This is a genomic window from Sporosarcina sp. 179-K 3D1 HS, from assembly GCF_047228905.1.
Lineage (GTDB): Bacteria > Bacillota > Bacilli > Bacillales_A > Planococcaceae > Sporosarcina.
Genome location: NZ_JBFEGI010000003.1, coordinates 68,410 through 82,077, shown reverse-complemented (window position 1 = coordinate 82,077; position 13,668 = coordinate 68,410). Strand labels below are relative to the sequence as shown.

The 13,668-nt window shown below is 44.1% G+C and carries 17 protein-coding genes and 1 pseudogene; 14 read left to right on the top strand and 4 right to left on the bottom strand.

Annotated features, from left to right (window positions below):
• Positions 1-87 precede the first annotated feature (87 nt).
• Positions 88-414 (bottom strand): annotated as a pseudogene (locus tag AB1K83_RS05555) (YnfA family protein).
• Positions 415-612: 198 nt separating this feature from the next.
• Between AB1K83_RS05555 and AB1K83_RS05550 the strand changes: the two are divergent.
• From AB1K83_RS05550 to AB1K83_RS05525, 6 genes are all read left to right on the top strand, one after another.
• Complete coding sequence (locus AB1K83_RS05550) at positions 613-1,530, top strand: ABC transporter ATP-binding protein (RefSeq protein WP_413057170.1); 918 nt, start codon at positions 613-615, stop codon at positions 1,528-1,530.
• On the top strand, positions 1,523-2,302 hold the full coding sequence (locus AB1K83_RS05545; protein ID WP_413057169.1) for an ABC transporter permease: 780 nt from the start codon (positions 1,523-1,525) through the stop codon (positions 2,300-2,302). Before AB1K83_RS05550 ends, AB1K83_RS05545 begins: the two co-directional genes overlap by 8 nt.
• A 128-nt stretch (positions 2,303-2,430) precedes the next feature.
• Positions 2,431-3,105 carry a response regulator transcription factor gene (locus AB1K83_RS05540; RefSeq protein ID WP_413057168.1) on the top strand — a complete coding sequence of 225 codons (675 nt, stop codon included), beginning with the start codon at positions 2,431-2,433 and terminating at the stop codon, positions 3,103-3,105.
• Between the two features lie 20 nt (positions 3,106-3,125).
• A complete protein-coding gene (locus AB1K83_RS05535) occupies positions 3,126-4,034 on the top strand; it encodes a sensor histidine kinase (protein ID WP_413057167.1) in 909 nt (302 codons plus the stop codon).
• Positions 4,035-4,115: 81 nt separating this feature from the next.
• Complete coding sequence (locus tag AB1K83_RS05530; RefSeq protein ID WP_413057166.1) at positions 4,116-4,643, top strand: D-glycero-alpha-D-manno-heptose-1,7-bisphosphate 7-phosphatase; 528 nt, start codon at positions 4,116-4,118, stop codon at positions 4,641-4,643.
• A gap of 136 nt (positions 4,644-4,779) precedes the next feature.
• Positions 4,780-5,535 (top strand): class I SAM-dependent methyltransferase, encoded by a 756-nt coding sequence (locus tag AB1K83_RS05525; RefSeq protein WP_413057165.1) that lies wholly within the window; start codon positions 4,780-4,782, stop codon positions 5,533-5,535.
• Between the two features lie 41 nt (positions 5,536-5,576).
• Here the strand turns inward: AB1K83_RS05525 and AB1K83_RS05520 are convergent, their stop codons facing one another.
• On the bottom strand, positions 5,577-6,428 hold the full coding sequence (locus tag AB1K83_RS05520; RefSeq protein WP_413057164.1) for a LysR family transcriptional regulator: 852 nt from the start codon (positions 6,426-6,428) through the stop codon (positions 5,577-5,579).
• Positions 6,429-6,784: 356 nt separating this feature from the next.
• Here AB1K83_RS05520 and AB1K83_RS05515 point away from each other — a divergent pair, with 356 nt between their 5' ends.
• Positions 6,785-7,762, top strand: coding sequence for a 2-hydroxyacid dehydrogenase (locus tag AB1K83_RS05515; RefSeq protein WP_413057163.1), 978 nt, complete (start codon positions 6,785-6,787; stop codon positions 7,760-7,762).
• 74 nt (positions 7,763-7,836) lie between these two features.
• Here the strand turns inward: AB1K83_RS05515 and AB1K83_RS05510 are convergent, their stop codons facing one another.
• Positions 7,837-8,238 carry a hypothetical protein gene (locus AB1K83_RS05510; RefSeq protein ID WP_413057162.1) on the bottom strand — a complete coding sequence of 134 codons (402 nt, stop codon included), beginning with the start codon at positions 8,236-8,238 and terminating at the stop codon, positions 7,837-7,839.
• Positions 8,239-8,362: 124 nt separating this feature from the next.
• Between AB1K83_RS05510 and AB1K83_RS05505 the strand changes: the two genes are divergently transcribed.
• The 7 genes from AB1K83_RS05505 to AB1K83_RS05475 all read left to right on the top strand — a co-directional run bounded on the left by AB1K83_RS05505 (position 8,363) and on the right by AB1K83_RS05475 (position 13,181).
• The gene (locus tag AB1K83_RS05505; RefSeq protein ID WP_413057161.1) at positions 8,363-8,692 is read left to right on the top strand and encodes a PadR family transcriptional regulator; all 330 of its coding nucleotides are present in this window, start codon (positions 8,363-8,365) and stop codon (positions 8,690-8,692) included.
• Complete coding sequence (locus AB1K83_RS05500; RefSeq protein WP_413057160.1) at positions 8,685-9,875, top strand: DUF2812 domain-containing protein; 1,191 nt, start codon at positions 8,685-8,687, stop codon at positions 9,873-9,875. Before AB1K83_RS05505 ends, AB1K83_RS05500 begins: the two co-directional genes overlap by 8 nt.
• Positions 9,865-10,002 (top strand): hypothetical protein, encoded by a 138-nt coding sequence (locus AB1K83_RS05495; RefSeq protein WP_413057159.1) that lies wholly within the window; start codon positions 9,865-9,867, stop codon positions 10,000-10,002. The genes AB1K83_RS05500 and AB1K83_RS05495 overlap by 11 nt, the downstream gene beginning before the upstream one ends.
• A gap of 265 nt (positions 10,003-10,267) precedes the next feature.
• Positions 10,268-11,509, top strand: coding sequence for an MFS transporter (locus tag AB1K83_RS05490; protein WP_413057158.1), 1,242 nt, complete (start codon positions 10,268-10,270; stop codon positions 11,507-11,509).
• Positions 11,510-12,030: 521 nt separating this feature from the next.
• Positions 12,031-12,243 carry a hypothetical protein gene (locus tag AB1K83_RS05485; RefSeq protein WP_413057157.1) on the top strand — a complete coding sequence of 71 codons (213 nt, stop codon included), beginning with the start codon at positions 12,031-12,033 and terminating at the stop codon, positions 12,241-12,243.
• A gap of 148 nt (positions 12,244-12,391) precedes the next feature.
• Positions 12,392-12,874, top strand: coding sequence for a nucleoside deaminase (locus AB1K83_RS05480; RefSeq protein ID WP_413057156.1), 483 nt, complete (start codon positions 12,392-12,394; stop codon positions 12,872-12,874).
• 67 nt (positions 12,875-12,941) lie between these two features.
• Positions 12,942-13,181, top strand: coding sequence for a hypothetical protein (locus AB1K83_RS05475; RefSeq protein WP_413057155.1), 240 nt, complete (start codon positions 12,942-12,944; stop codon positions 13,179-13,181).
• Positions 13,182-13,231: 50 nt separating this feature from the next.
• Here the strand turns inward: AB1K83_RS05475 and AB1K83_RS05470 are convergent, their stop codons facing one another.
• On the bottom strand, positions 13,232-13,435 hold the full coding sequence (locus AB1K83_RS05470) for a cold-shock protein (protein WP_413057154.1): 204 nt from the start codon (positions 13,433-13,435) through the stop codon (positions 13,232-13,234).
• Between the last annotated feature and the right edge of the window lie 233 nt (positions 13,436-13,668).

Here is a 13,668-nt window from a genome sequence, read left to right as displayed (position 1 = left end):
ACGGAGTGGCATCTGCGACTCCGTTACTAGTTGTTAAAATAAAAAACATATAAATCAATAAAAAGATAGATGGCGCAGAAATTTATTTCAGTGGCGAGGTGCAAATAACATTAATGAAACACCCGCTAAACAGATCGCCGCCCCGACCCAATCATACAAATCCGGTGTTTTTCTATCAATCCCCCATCCCCACTAGACGGACAGGATGATAAATACCCCTCCATAGGCAGCATACACTCTGCCGAATGATGGGAACGATTGGAAGGTGGCAATGACACCATATAACGCCAAGGCGATTCCTCCGAACACTCCCCAATAATAGGGCTTCCCTTCCCGTAACCATAGCCAAATCAGATAGCCTCCGCCAATCTCCGCCAATCCGGCAACTATAAATAATACAATTGCGTACATCATCGTATCCACTCCTGAGCGCTTAATTGACACAATGATTATAACGTATCCATGGGCTTACATGTGTGCGTCACTCAGGTTACGTTTGTTATTCATTCAAGGTGTATCAAGATTCTTTACACTTTCTTTATACTTTTCCGGCCTATTTATTTAGACTTGCGTCTTATTCTAAGTGTATTAGCAATGAAAGGATGATCGTGTATGTCGGAGACGATTCTTAAAGCGACGAATGTATCGAAAATATACGGGAAACACAAAGTGCTCGATCACGTATCGATTGAAATTAAACGAGGGATGATTTATGGGTTGATCGGGGAGAACGGTGCGGGGAAATCGACATTCATGCGCACGGTGATGGGGTTAATCTCAATTGACGAAGGGGACATCGAGCTGTTTGGGGAAACCAGCTTGAAAGGATTGCAGCGTGCTAGAAGAAAAATGGGGCAGTCCATTGAAACGCCAGCACTTTATGCAGAATTAACAGCCCGCCAGAACCTGCAAGTCCAAGCGGCTAATGGAGGCGTGGGCGAGCGGGATATCGATGATTTGCTTCGCCTCATGAACCTCAGTCATACAGGCAAGAAGAAAGCGAAGAACTTCTCATTAGGGATGCGCCAACGGTTAGCAATTGCTTCGACGCTAATTACGAACCCCGAATTCCTGATCTTAGACGAGCCGACGAACGGTCTCGATCCGTCAGGGATTGTGGAAATGAGGGAAATCATTCAACGGCTCGTAACGGAGCGGGGGATTACCGTCTTACTATCCAGTCACTTATTGGATGAGCTTTCACAAATTGCGACTCACTACGGTATTCTGCATGGTGGAAGAATCATTAGCGAGCTTTCAAAGGAAGAGCTAGCTCGAGAAACTCGACAATTTATTGAGGTGGAAACGGCTGATGTGCAAAAAGCAGTCGTCATACTCGATCAGCTCGGAATCAAGGACTATGAGGTGATCAATGGAACGGAAATCCATATTTATGAACAGCTGGACGGTGTAGCTGCCATTAATCGCGCATTGGTCGTAGCGGATGTGGACGTTTCACGGATTGGCACGTCGCGACAAAAACTCGAAGATTATTTCTTGCAGCTAACAGGAGGGACCGCCCATGCTTAATTTGTTAGCAGCTGAAAAAATAAAACTGCTCCGCAGCAAAAGATTATGGATTGTTCTCGGTATTCTATTCATCCTTCCTATTATGCAGGCCGTGAGTTTTCATTTTGAGGTGCAAAATGGAAAAGAGCCTGTCCAAATCATTGAGACTGTGATCAATGGAGCGACCGCTATTTTAATGATAAAAAAGAATGGATTCACTATTTTGCTTGTATTAAGCGCTTTTATTAGTTTTTTGATTGGTGAAGAATTTCATAATGGAACCATTCGCAATGCGTTGTCGTTAGGTCAGAGCCGCACGCATTATTATTTATCTAAACTTGTCATCGCTGCACTAGTTTCTATTGTTAGTGTAATTGGGCTGACGGTCATCGGCATGATCAGTTATTCCATCGCGTTTGGTTTCGGCGGCATCGCAGAGATTACAAATTATACTAGTTATGCTGTAAAAACGTTCAGTACGCTCAGTTTATTACTCCTGTCTAGTGTATCTGTCTACGTGATGATCAGCTTTCTAACAAAAAATAGCAGCCTGTCATTGATATGGAGTTTTCTTTATACAATCGCAACCGGTTTTCTTCCGTCATTATTCCAACAAACCGAACATTTCAAGCAAGTTACCAACTGGTTTTCGCAGACATTTTTATTTTATTGGGATTTTGCCCAACCAGCAAGTGTCGCTCAATACCCTCAGATGGTTTTAGTCAGTCTCATCACGATTGTGATATCATCAATGGTAGGAATCCTTTTGTTTAAACGATCAGACATAAAGTGAAACTTCAATCAGGGGGCTCATTCCCCACTGATTGTTAGTTGAACCAATCGGGCTTTTACGGTCAGTTGATCTCCCACCTTAAGGTGGGAGTCTTACTGCCCGTTAATGCGGGATAAAGTAGGTCGATAATGATGGCAACGATTTTAATTATAGAAGATGATACGGCAATTCATTCACTGATCGAGGAAGCGTTGTCCCTAAACGGCTTCGATACATTAAGTGCTTACTCAGGGACGGAAGGGAAATTGCTGTTTGAGCAAAAGGAGATCGATGTCGTCCTCTTGGATTTGATGCTTCCGGGCATGGATGGAGAACAATTTCTTCAGGAAATCCGGAAGACCTCAATGGTTCCGGTCATGGTGATTTCAGCAAAAAATGACCAACAGTCGAAATTGGAACTTTTATCGAACGGGGCGGATGATTACATTACAAAACCGTTTGATGTAAAGGAGCTGCTTGTACGGATCAACATTCAATTACGTCATGCAGCAAAGGCTTCGGTCAGTGAAATGAAAGAGATTCAGTACAAGGGAATCCGTGTAAATATGGATACGCGCGAAGTGCAAGTGAATGGCCAAACGATCCATTTAACCGGACGCGAATATGCCATCCTCCTTCTGTTCCTGGAGAATCCGAAGAAGGTGTTCAGTCGCGCTAATATTTACGAAAGCGTTTGGAATGAACCATTTTTCGATGGCGACAAAACGATCAATATGCATATTAGTAACTTGCGAAATAAACTCAGCTCAGCTGATACAGACTATATCAAAACTGTATGGGGCATAGGCTTCAAATTTGATTAACGAAAAGGAGCGTGATTGTTATGTGGGCATTGGTATTTGCTTTCTTGACTGTCGCGCTTCTTCTTTATATTTATTTGGTGAAACGGGAGATGCGGAAGTTGAAGCAGGAGGTCCAGGAGATTCCAGCTCGCGCCAGTTTTGGCAGTCGGCTTTCATATGATTTCCGGCAGAAAGAATGGATGCAACTCGTCGAGGAACTGAATCACATGATCGATGCGTTCGAAGAGAAAAACCGCCAAGCGAAGCAGATGGAAGAGAATGTGAAGTTATCCATCGCTGGGCTCTCCCATGATTTGCGGACACCACTGACGTCCATCCACGGCTACGTCCAACTGTTACAGGAGACAACGGATGAAACGAAGAGAGCGCATTATGTCAAAATCATCGAACAGTCCGTCAAACGTCTAATGGAAATGACCGACCATTTCTACGACCTGGCCCGCATCGAGACGAATCAAAAGAAAATGGAGCTTTCCTCCATTTCTCTTTCTGCCGTAGTCGAAGAAATCTTCCTATCCTTTTATGAACAATTCGAAGAACAGCACATCGAACTCCAATTTCCCGAACAACCGCATACCACGCCTATCATCGCGGACAAGTTCATGCTGATCCGCGTCATTCAAAATATCGCCCAAAACATACTTCGCTATGCAGGAAGTCAAGCCGTGATCAGCTATGAGAAGGCAGAGAATTATTTGGTGTTCAGGATAATAAATGACATAAAACCAGATAGTAAAGTCGCCGCGGAAAAAGTGTTCATGCGGTTCTATACGGAAGATACGAGCAGGACGAACACCGAAGCAAGCGGGTTGGGCCTATATCTGTCCAGGAAGTTGGTGGAGAAAATGAATGGAACAATGGATGCCGAGTTGAACGGGAATTGGTTCAGTCTTCAGATCCAACTGCCTATTCATAGGAATCGAACGTAAACTGCAGCTGGACAAGCGTTTATGCAGAATACCTAAGCGGGTAGAATGAATGGGAGATAGAAGCAAGGGAGTGATCTGACATTGAAAAAAGCGGTTTTTCTAGACCGGGACGGCGTCATTAATGAAGTGCTGACGGACCGGGTGAAGTTTGTCAACCGGCCTCGGGATTTTTATTTTTTGCCGGGTGTGCCGGAAGCCATCAAACGGTTGAACGCTGTTTTCGACTATGTGTTTGTTGTCACAAACCAAGGCGGCGTCGGGCTCGGGTTCATGAAGGAGGCCCAACTGAAGACTATTCATGAGCATATGGTGGCCGAGCTTCGGAAGGAAGGCGCGGTCGTTCATGACGTGGCATATTGCCCGCATAAGCCGAAAGCGGGCTGCGCTTGCCGAAAGCCGAACAGCAAGCTCATCGAAGACCTTGCCGAAACGTATGGGGTGAATCTGTCCGCGTCGTATATGGTCGGTGATACCGATACGGATATTATCGCGGGGAAGAAGGCGGGGACGAAAGGGGTCTTCCTTGGAGATGCCGACCCGCTTGCGGATGCGGTCGTTCCGGATCTTCCCGCTGCGGCCGATTGGATTATTGAAGATGCGGTACAGTAGATTTTCTCAAATTTCAAAAGCAATATAAAGCGAAGGTTGATTCTTAATTGGAATCAACTTTCGCTTAAATAATTATTAGATTAACCTTCAACTGACATGATAATCTGAATGTATCAACATTCAGGAGATGGTATTAATGACTAATTGGAATGCGACACTTTATGATAACAAACATAAGTTTGTTTCAAAATTTGGAGAAGATCTGGTTTCCATCCTAAATCCACAAAAGGGAGAACATATTCTAGATGTTGGTTGTGGTACAGGAGATTTAGCTCATGATATTTCAAAAAGTGGTGCTACTGTTACCGGCATTGATGCTTCCCAGACTATGATTGAAGCTGCTGAAGAAAAGTACCCTGATATCCATTTTAGTGTGCAAGATGGTGAGCAGTTTTCATTTGTCCCTCAATTTCATGCAGTGTTCTCAAATGCTGCTATTCACTGGATGAAAAATCAGCGGAAGGTTATTCAAAACTGTTATGATGCTCTTCTTCCTGGTGGCCGTTTCGTGGCTGAATTAGGTGGAGCTAATAACATCCAATCTATTGTGGATGCCGTAAAGGAAGCATCCGACCGTCTATCAATTCTGTACGATGCTGCTTTATTTCCTTGGGTATTTCCAACAAAAGAGGAAATGACGGAGCATCTTATAAATGTTGGTTTTCATGTAATAACAATCGAACATTATGAAAGACCAACACCTTTAATTGGAGAAGATGGTATTCGCAATTGGCTTGATATGTTTAGTAACAATATGTTTAAAAAACTTACAAATGATGAAAAAGAAGCACTATATAACGAATGTGAACGTATTTTACGACCTCAACTTTATAATAAAAATGGTTGGGTTGCAGATTATTGGCGGCTTCGTTTCATTTCAAAAAAGCCTTAATACAAAGCAGCTTAGATACTCCCATACATCTAAGCTGCTTTTCATTTTTTATATATAGTGATACATGCTTGTATAAATCGGTTAATTAAAGGATGTGTGTATTTAGTATGAACGAATGTGGCAGAAAGAATGTCATCACCTATTTGAGGAATTTGTGCAAAAAGCACTCCGTTTTCTACTTCCGTTTGGACAACGCTTTTGGGCAAGAATGCAATACCCATCCCCTGTTTAATAAAAGTTTTAATGACTTCTGTTTGGTTCAGCCTTTCTATTTGGCAACCCCTCGGTAATTGACGTTCTATTTGCTCCCAATATGGGGAAAAGGCATGTGTATAAATAGGGAAGGTTTTTATTAATAAATGAAAGTCATCTCTATCAAACGGTTTAGGTCCAACAATCATAACAGGTTCATTTGCAATCATCGTCGTTAGCAGCTCCCTAGTTGAAGGAACTTTCGATAACCCGATATCAATTTGTTGCCGAAAAACAGCCTCACCTATCTCATTTGATGGTAAGATGTCAATTTGAATAATTACATCTGGTTGAAGTTGTTTAAAAAGCTGAATGATAAGAGGTAGTGTGGAATTTGCAATTTGCGGAGCCACCCCTATTGAAACCTTTTGGGAATATCCAGCTTGAAATGCGTTCATTTCTTGGACGATTTGCTCTTCGAACGCTATTAATTGAATTGCTCGAGGTAAAAAATAATGCCCATTTGCATTTAGAACAACTCGTTTTTGTACCCTATCAAACAATTGTATATTCAATACTTTTTCGAGCTTTTGAATTTGTTTGGTAACAGCTGATTGTGTCATCATTAATTCTTCTGCAGCTTCTCGAAAGTTCTCCTTCTTCGCTGCCAATAGGAATGTTTTTAGTAATTCTATTTCCATATCTTTTTCCGCCTTTAATTATTTGCAATCTAGCCCATAAATCCATATTAGATTGTTTAGTATATTTTAGCTATTGAATAGGTTTTTTTCTCCATAAAGCTTGGAGTTTCTACATTTATAAGGCGCGTTTTCTGTTATGGTTGTTAATTCACAGTCGTGGCTGTTTATCACCCTTACTATAGGATTCACCTTTGTCATTGGTGCACTGGCAAAGAAGAACGGGTGGTTTCATTTTCAACCTCAAGTAAAACTTACGATTCAGGAGAAACAGCGATTATAAGATAGATTCCTCTTTCAAAGTCGGGCTAAACGGATTACAATTGCAGAAATGAATGTAGATAAGGAAGGATTTCGCAATGAAGAAAAAGATAATCGCCTACGAACGTTTAGAACAACCGGTATTTGAGGAGCTGCAGAGAGAATACGATATTCGTTTATTCCACGGGATCGACCCACGGAATAACCGGGAATTCCTCGACTTTCTGCAGGAGACGGAAGGGGTGATCGGGATTCGGTTCCCGGCCGATTCTGACATGCTGGACAAGGCTCCAAATTTGAAGGTCGTCAGCAACGTCTCGGTCGGGTACAACAATTTGGATATTGAAGAGTTGACCAAACGGGGTATCCTGGCGACGAACACGCCTGGAGTCTTGGACGACACGGTGGCGGATATGGCGATGGGATTGATGCTTTCCACCGCCAGAAGAATGCCGGAATTGGATGGATACGTGAAAGCGGGCAAGTGGACAGGAACCCTTCCGAATGAATGGTACGGCACGGATGTCCACCATAAGAAGCTCGGCATCATCGGGATGGGGCGGATCGGAACGGCGATTGCGCAGCGTGCCCACTTCGGTTTCAACATGGATATCCTCTATCATAGCCGCACGCCGAAGCCCGATGCGGAAGAGCGGTTTGGGGCGACTTACCTAGGCTTGGATGACCTTCTGGCGCAATCCGATTTCGTCTGCCTGATCACACCGCTGACAGAGGAAACACGGGGGTTGATCGGAATGAGGGAGTTTCAGCTCATGAAGCCGTCCGCAATCTTCCTCAATGTCTCCCGGGGAAGCACGGTCGTGGAAACGGATCTCATCGAAGCGCTGAAAAATGGGGAAATCGCGGCCGCCGGTCTGGATGTCTACATCCAAGAGCCGGTCGACCCGTCCAATGAGCTGTTGCAAATGAAAAACGTTGTCACTTTGCCACATATTGGCTCCTCTACATTTGAAACGGAGTTGAAGATGGCCGAACTGGCGGCGAAGAATTTGCTAGCGGGCTTGAACGGGGAAAAACCTGTTACCCTCATCAACCCGGAAGTGTGGAAAGGATAAAGGACTTTTCAGTTGCCTTGCATGCAGCGATTTTTGCTGTGTGCAAGGTTTTTCATTACACATCGGCCGTTCCGTCACCCTTTAAATAAAAAGAGATACAGGTCTACAACGAGATAGACTGTGCAAATTAGCGGAATCAGAAAGATGCCTAATTTGGTTTTCTTTTTCCATATCAAGTAGGAAAGAAATGAAATCATACATAAACCAACAAATAGCGTGGCCGGAAAAAATATTTGATAACCTACCCGTTCGGAAAATGTGATATCGCCTGGATAACTGGAGGCGGCGTAATTACGGTCCAAATTTATATAAATATGACTGCCCCAGACCCAAGCGTACGTGATCAAAACGCCTAGTAGCAACTCTAGCAAAAAAAGTGTATGTTTCACTTTGTTCATCTCGATCACCTCATGACAAATGATGTGCAAGTGGATGCTTCCTGCAAACAGGACGTCTATGAGCGACAATAGTTTCATCCACGTACGGTCCCCTTTGCTCCTGAGCCAGTTCGTTAGATTGCTAGATTTTTATTTACAAAAATGATATTTGGAAGTACTATTATGTCACACGATATATCGAGACGCATAATAGAGAGGAGACATGCGGAAAGTGACGTACAAGGGAGGGCCGATGACCGAGGCGATGTACTATGTCTTGCTGGCGCTGCTGCAACCGAACCATGGGTATCAGCTCATGCAGGCCATTGCGGACGTTTCGCGCGGCAGATTGCAAATGGGGCCGGGGACGCTGTATGGTGTTCTTTCCCGGATGCAAAAAGACGGTTTGATTTCATTGGCGGAAGAGGACGGCAGGAGGAAGACGTATCAAATTACAGCAGCGGGGGAGCAAGCGTTGCGCGCGGAGTATAATAGGCTGCAGTCGCTCCTGCGGGACGGCAGCCTATTGGAGGGAAGTGACGGGAATGAATAAAACAGTGCTCAAGCTGCGCCCAAGTGATTATTGGCGGATCGGCAAACATGAAAGCTGGCTTGCGGATCTGGCGGCGCAGGGGCTTCATCTAAAAAAGATGGGTTCTAATTTTGCCCGGTTTGAAAAGGGCGAGCCGAGACAAACGAGGTACCGGATCGATGTATCGATCGAGCAGAAGATGTCTCCGGAACAGATTCAGCTCTATGCGGAAAATGGGTGGGAGTACGTGACAAAACGAGGTGATTTTTACGTATTTTCCTCACCGGTTGAACGCCATGCACCCGAATTACATACAGATCCCGCCGAGCAAGCGTATACGTTGAAAAGGTTGGACCAGAAATTAGTCATGAATGCTGTACTCACCGTTGTGGCAACCCTGTTGATGATCGGCATGCTGTCCGCCATCTGGTTACTCGATAACGCGCCGATGTTAGTGCTGGTCGAAGGGATGGCGATTCAACAGACAATAGTAACTATTTTCGTCGGATACGTCGCTTATACGTCACTGCAGGCAGCCCTTTCCATCCGCGCGTTGCGAAAAACGTTGGTGGAAGGAAGACCGATGGACCATCAGGTGCCTTGGCAGAAGCGTTACCGCCTTCGTTCGACGCTCGTTCTGCTGTTTGCGATCGTGATCGGGTTGAGCGCCATCCTTCCGTTCACCCAGCTCGTAAAAGGGGAGACGAACACCTTGCCCGAAACGGATTCCGAATTGCCGATTGTCCGATTGGCGGACATCGAGCAAGACGCCAGGATGGTCCGCGGGGAACCTTATCTGATCGATCAGGTGGATTGGTCCAATCGGTACACGTACCATTGGGGACCGCTGGCGCCCGTGCAATACGAGACGGATGAAAACGGGGTTGTCCCGGGGAAGGTGTGGGGGGATCATAGCGGAGACTATTCACCAAGTGTCCATACAAGGGTTTTCCAGCTGACGGCGGCTGCGATGGCAGATCCTCTCGTGTCGGATTTAGTGGAACGCTATCAGTTCGGAAATGAACAATTCATCGAAACGGAGCATCCGGACTTGGATCGATTGCTGATCCATGAGAAAAAGGAAGCGAAAGAACTCGTTGCCTCCATAGGAAAAACCGTTATGTATGTCCGGTACCACGGCCATGCGGAGTTGACGGCGGTCGTGGAAGAGACGGTGGGAAAAATGAAACAGATTGCAGAGTGAACGAGCGCTTGCGCAAGCACTCGTTCAGCGTGCGATTCTGAATCATACACACGCGATTTTTACCACAACGATGACAATGATAGTGATTGTCAGAAGCCAGCCGTTTTGCTATGATGAGTTCGACTAATTAGAAACGGAGGTTTTCTTTGTGACAGCATCCATGAGATTACGATTCCCAACTTCAACCGTTAATTGAATACGTTTGAAAGCTCTGCCTACGTTCAGAGCAACGGGATTGGTCTGTCTATTTTTCAGAAAACCTATATGTTACGGTTCTGTAAAAGAGGGGGATGGGTTCGCCCCTCTTTTTTGTGTCTTTACAAATAGAGCAGGGCCGTCTTCGGAATGTAGGTGAAGCCATATAAATTCTGATAGAAATGGGATGTTAATCAATGAACACCATAAACAATCCTCTCCAGGAGAATTGGCTAAAGAATATTATCCTCTTTTTAAGTAGCCAGACAATCTCACTTTTCGGATCGTCCCTCGTTCAATACGCCATTATGTGGCATATTACGCTAACGACGAAATCCGGCTTGATGATGACGTTATTTATTATTTGTGGGTTTATTCCAACCTTTATATTGTCCCCGGTGGCAGGGGTTTGGGCGGATCGGTATAACCGGAAGATACTGATCATCGTAGCGGATGGCTTGATTGCATTGGCAACGTTAGTCCTTGCCATCCTCTTCTTGCTGGGGTTTAATGCCATTTGGCTGCTTTTTGTGATGGCGGCGGTCCGTGCTTTTGGAGCGGGCATTCAAATGCCGGCTGTCGGTGCGATTTTACCGCAGATTGTCCCTAAAGATAAACTGACGAAGGTGAACGGGGCAAATGGAAGTATTCAAGCGCTTATCATGTTCATCTCTCCCATGGTCAGTGCGGCACTATTAGGACTGACTTCGCTTGAAATCATATTCTTTATCGATGTGATTACGGCAGCGATCGCGATTATCACACTTCTTGCCTTGAAAATTTCTGTACATGAAAAGGCATCGGAAAAACAAACGACAAGCTACTTCAGTGACTTTAAACAAGGGTTACAATATGTGAATAACCATGCGTTTCTGAAGAAATTCTTCCTGTTCTTTGCGGTATTCTTTGTATTGATGGCACCTGCCGCATTTTTGACACCGCTGCAGGTCACACGTAGTTTCGGTGATGACGTGTGGCGATTATCAGCAATTGAAATTGCCTTTTCCATCGGCATGATGGCAGGGGGAGGAATCATCGCTGCTTGGGGCGGTTTCCAAAATAAAATCAAGACATTAGGATTCGCAAGTATCATCATGGGCGTCTGCACATTGGCACTTGGGATCGTTCCGGTCTTTTGGGTGTATTTAGTCTTCATGGCTTTATTCGGTGTTGCCCTGCCAATCTTCAATACACCCGCCAACGTTTTGTTGCAGGAGAAAGTGGAAGAAGGTTATTTAGGAAGAGTCTTTGGCGTCATGGGGATGATTTCAACTTCGATGATGCCTCTTGGCATGCTGCTCTTCGGCCCCATTGCAGATTTCATTAAAATCGAGTGGTTGCTAGTCGGAACGGGGATATTCATTATCATACTAGCTATTTTCCTTGGTCGAAATACAGTATTAATTGAAGCGGGAAAACCTGACTTGAAGGAATTGTAAAAGCGAGAACGGGGGTCACTTGACCTCGTTTATTACAGAATAGGAGACATCATTCAATTATGAATTGGTGTCTCTTTTTTTATTGTCTTAACTGTGCTTTATTCAATATGAGATCCTAATTAGCATATAAATTGAAGATGAAGAAATATCTGTAAATTTTTTGACGCATAAATTTATTATGTAACGTAAATAAAGTAATGAATTGAGAGGAGGAACTTACATGCTGAATTTTTTTTTATGGTTGGTGGTATAGGCATTCTTATTTCCTGTATCTCGATTGGGGCTTGGACAAATAGACCACACCAATTTTTTCATTCTGAAACAGAAGATCATATGAATTTCAGAATAAAAATGGCAGTGCTTTCTGGTATAGTTGGAGTAATCTCTTTTGGGATTGCTGGATCACTATATTTTTTTACAAACAAATAAGATCTATTATATCTTATAAAAATCACCTGACAGGGTGCTTTACTTCAAGAGCATTGAGCTGCTTGGACAGTTCATCTTAGGGGGGCATGAAAATGACTATATTTAAAAATAAGCATTTTACAGGCGTCTTATCGGTTGTCGTTCTTGCTTTATTTGCACTATCTTTCTTAACACATAGTTATAGTTATTTCCATACGAAAGAAATCAACTTACTGAGCACTCGATGCTATGAAAATGATGGAAAAGTTCTATTAGAAATTCATAATAATCTCACGGGTGCCTATTCTTTTGAGTGTCAGGAATAGGTGTCTTCTTTAAAGAGCAATGTTAGCAAATTAGCTCTACTTGCCAAACGCCTCCGAATTTGATTGACTTTTACTAAGATCAGTCTTCTGCAAACGGGTCACGTGTATGGAAGATTGATGCAAAAATAAAAAAGAGGTGGATTCAATTATGATAAGTGATTCAGATTTGAAGCACCTGCGACGTTGTCTTGAACTAGCAACAACGGCACTGGAGAAAGGGGACGAGCCATTTGGTTCCGTACTTGTCTCCGCCAACGGAGAGGTGCTCGTCGAAGACCACAACCACGTTGCGGGTGGGGACCATACGCAACATCCAGAATTCGCTTTGGCGCGATGGGCAGCCAATAACATGACACCTGAAGAACGAAGCCAGGCGACCGTCTATACGTCTGGCGAACATTGCCCGATGTGTGCTGCGGCCCACGGGTGGGTTGGGTTAGGCAGGATCGTTTATGCAAGTTCTTCTGAACAGTTAGTACAATGGTTGAATGAAATGGGAGTGGCTCCATCACGCGTTAAGAATCTGCCCATTGAAGATGTGATTCGCGATACGACAATAGACGGCCCTGTTCCTGAGCTAGCGGAGCAAGTTCGGGAACTTCATCGTCAGTTTTACGCAAGGGGACGTTGAACCATAGCCCGCCCTGATGAGTAAACCTGTCATAGTGTGCTCATCGCTTTCTTATGTGCAGGCGGGGATGCTGGCAACAACGAATTTCATCGGCTATTTGGGGATGGTCTTGTTTGCCGAGATTTTGGCAGCGAAATGGGGGTTACGCAAGCTAGTCGTGCTGGGCACCTTCATCGTGGCGCTGGCATTGATGTATTTGCTGTCTGTCGACAGCTACGGGATGGCTTTGCTCGGAATTAGGACCGATTTCACATATACCCCGCCACACGTCGGCTTAGCAGGTTATCCACGGGTCAAAATTTTATAATTTCCCAAAGCAATAAAAAAAGACCCTGCATAGGGGTCTTTTTTTAGCTATTAGGAAGCTTTTTGAACGTTTGTAGCTTGTAGGCCACGTTGTCCTTGTTCAATTTCAAATGTTACACTTTGACCTTCGTCTAAAGATTTGAAACCGTCGCCTTGGATCGCTGAGAAATGTACGAATACGTCTTCTCCGCCTTCACGCTCGATAAATCCAAAACCTTTTTCTGCATTAAACCACTTAACTGTACCTTGTTCCATTATTATTGCCTCCTAGTGCGGATCTCCACACAATGTATTACTATCCTTGCTCAAATCCTTAGACGAAAAACAAAATATATTCTCAATCTGAAGAGAACAAAAATAATTCTTCCTAACAATAACAGACATATAAAGAAATAGCAAATAATACAACTCTTACTTCAAATAAAGATATAAACATCGACTACAGGCGTTTAAAATGTATAGAAAAGACTGTCTATTCAAATAAATCG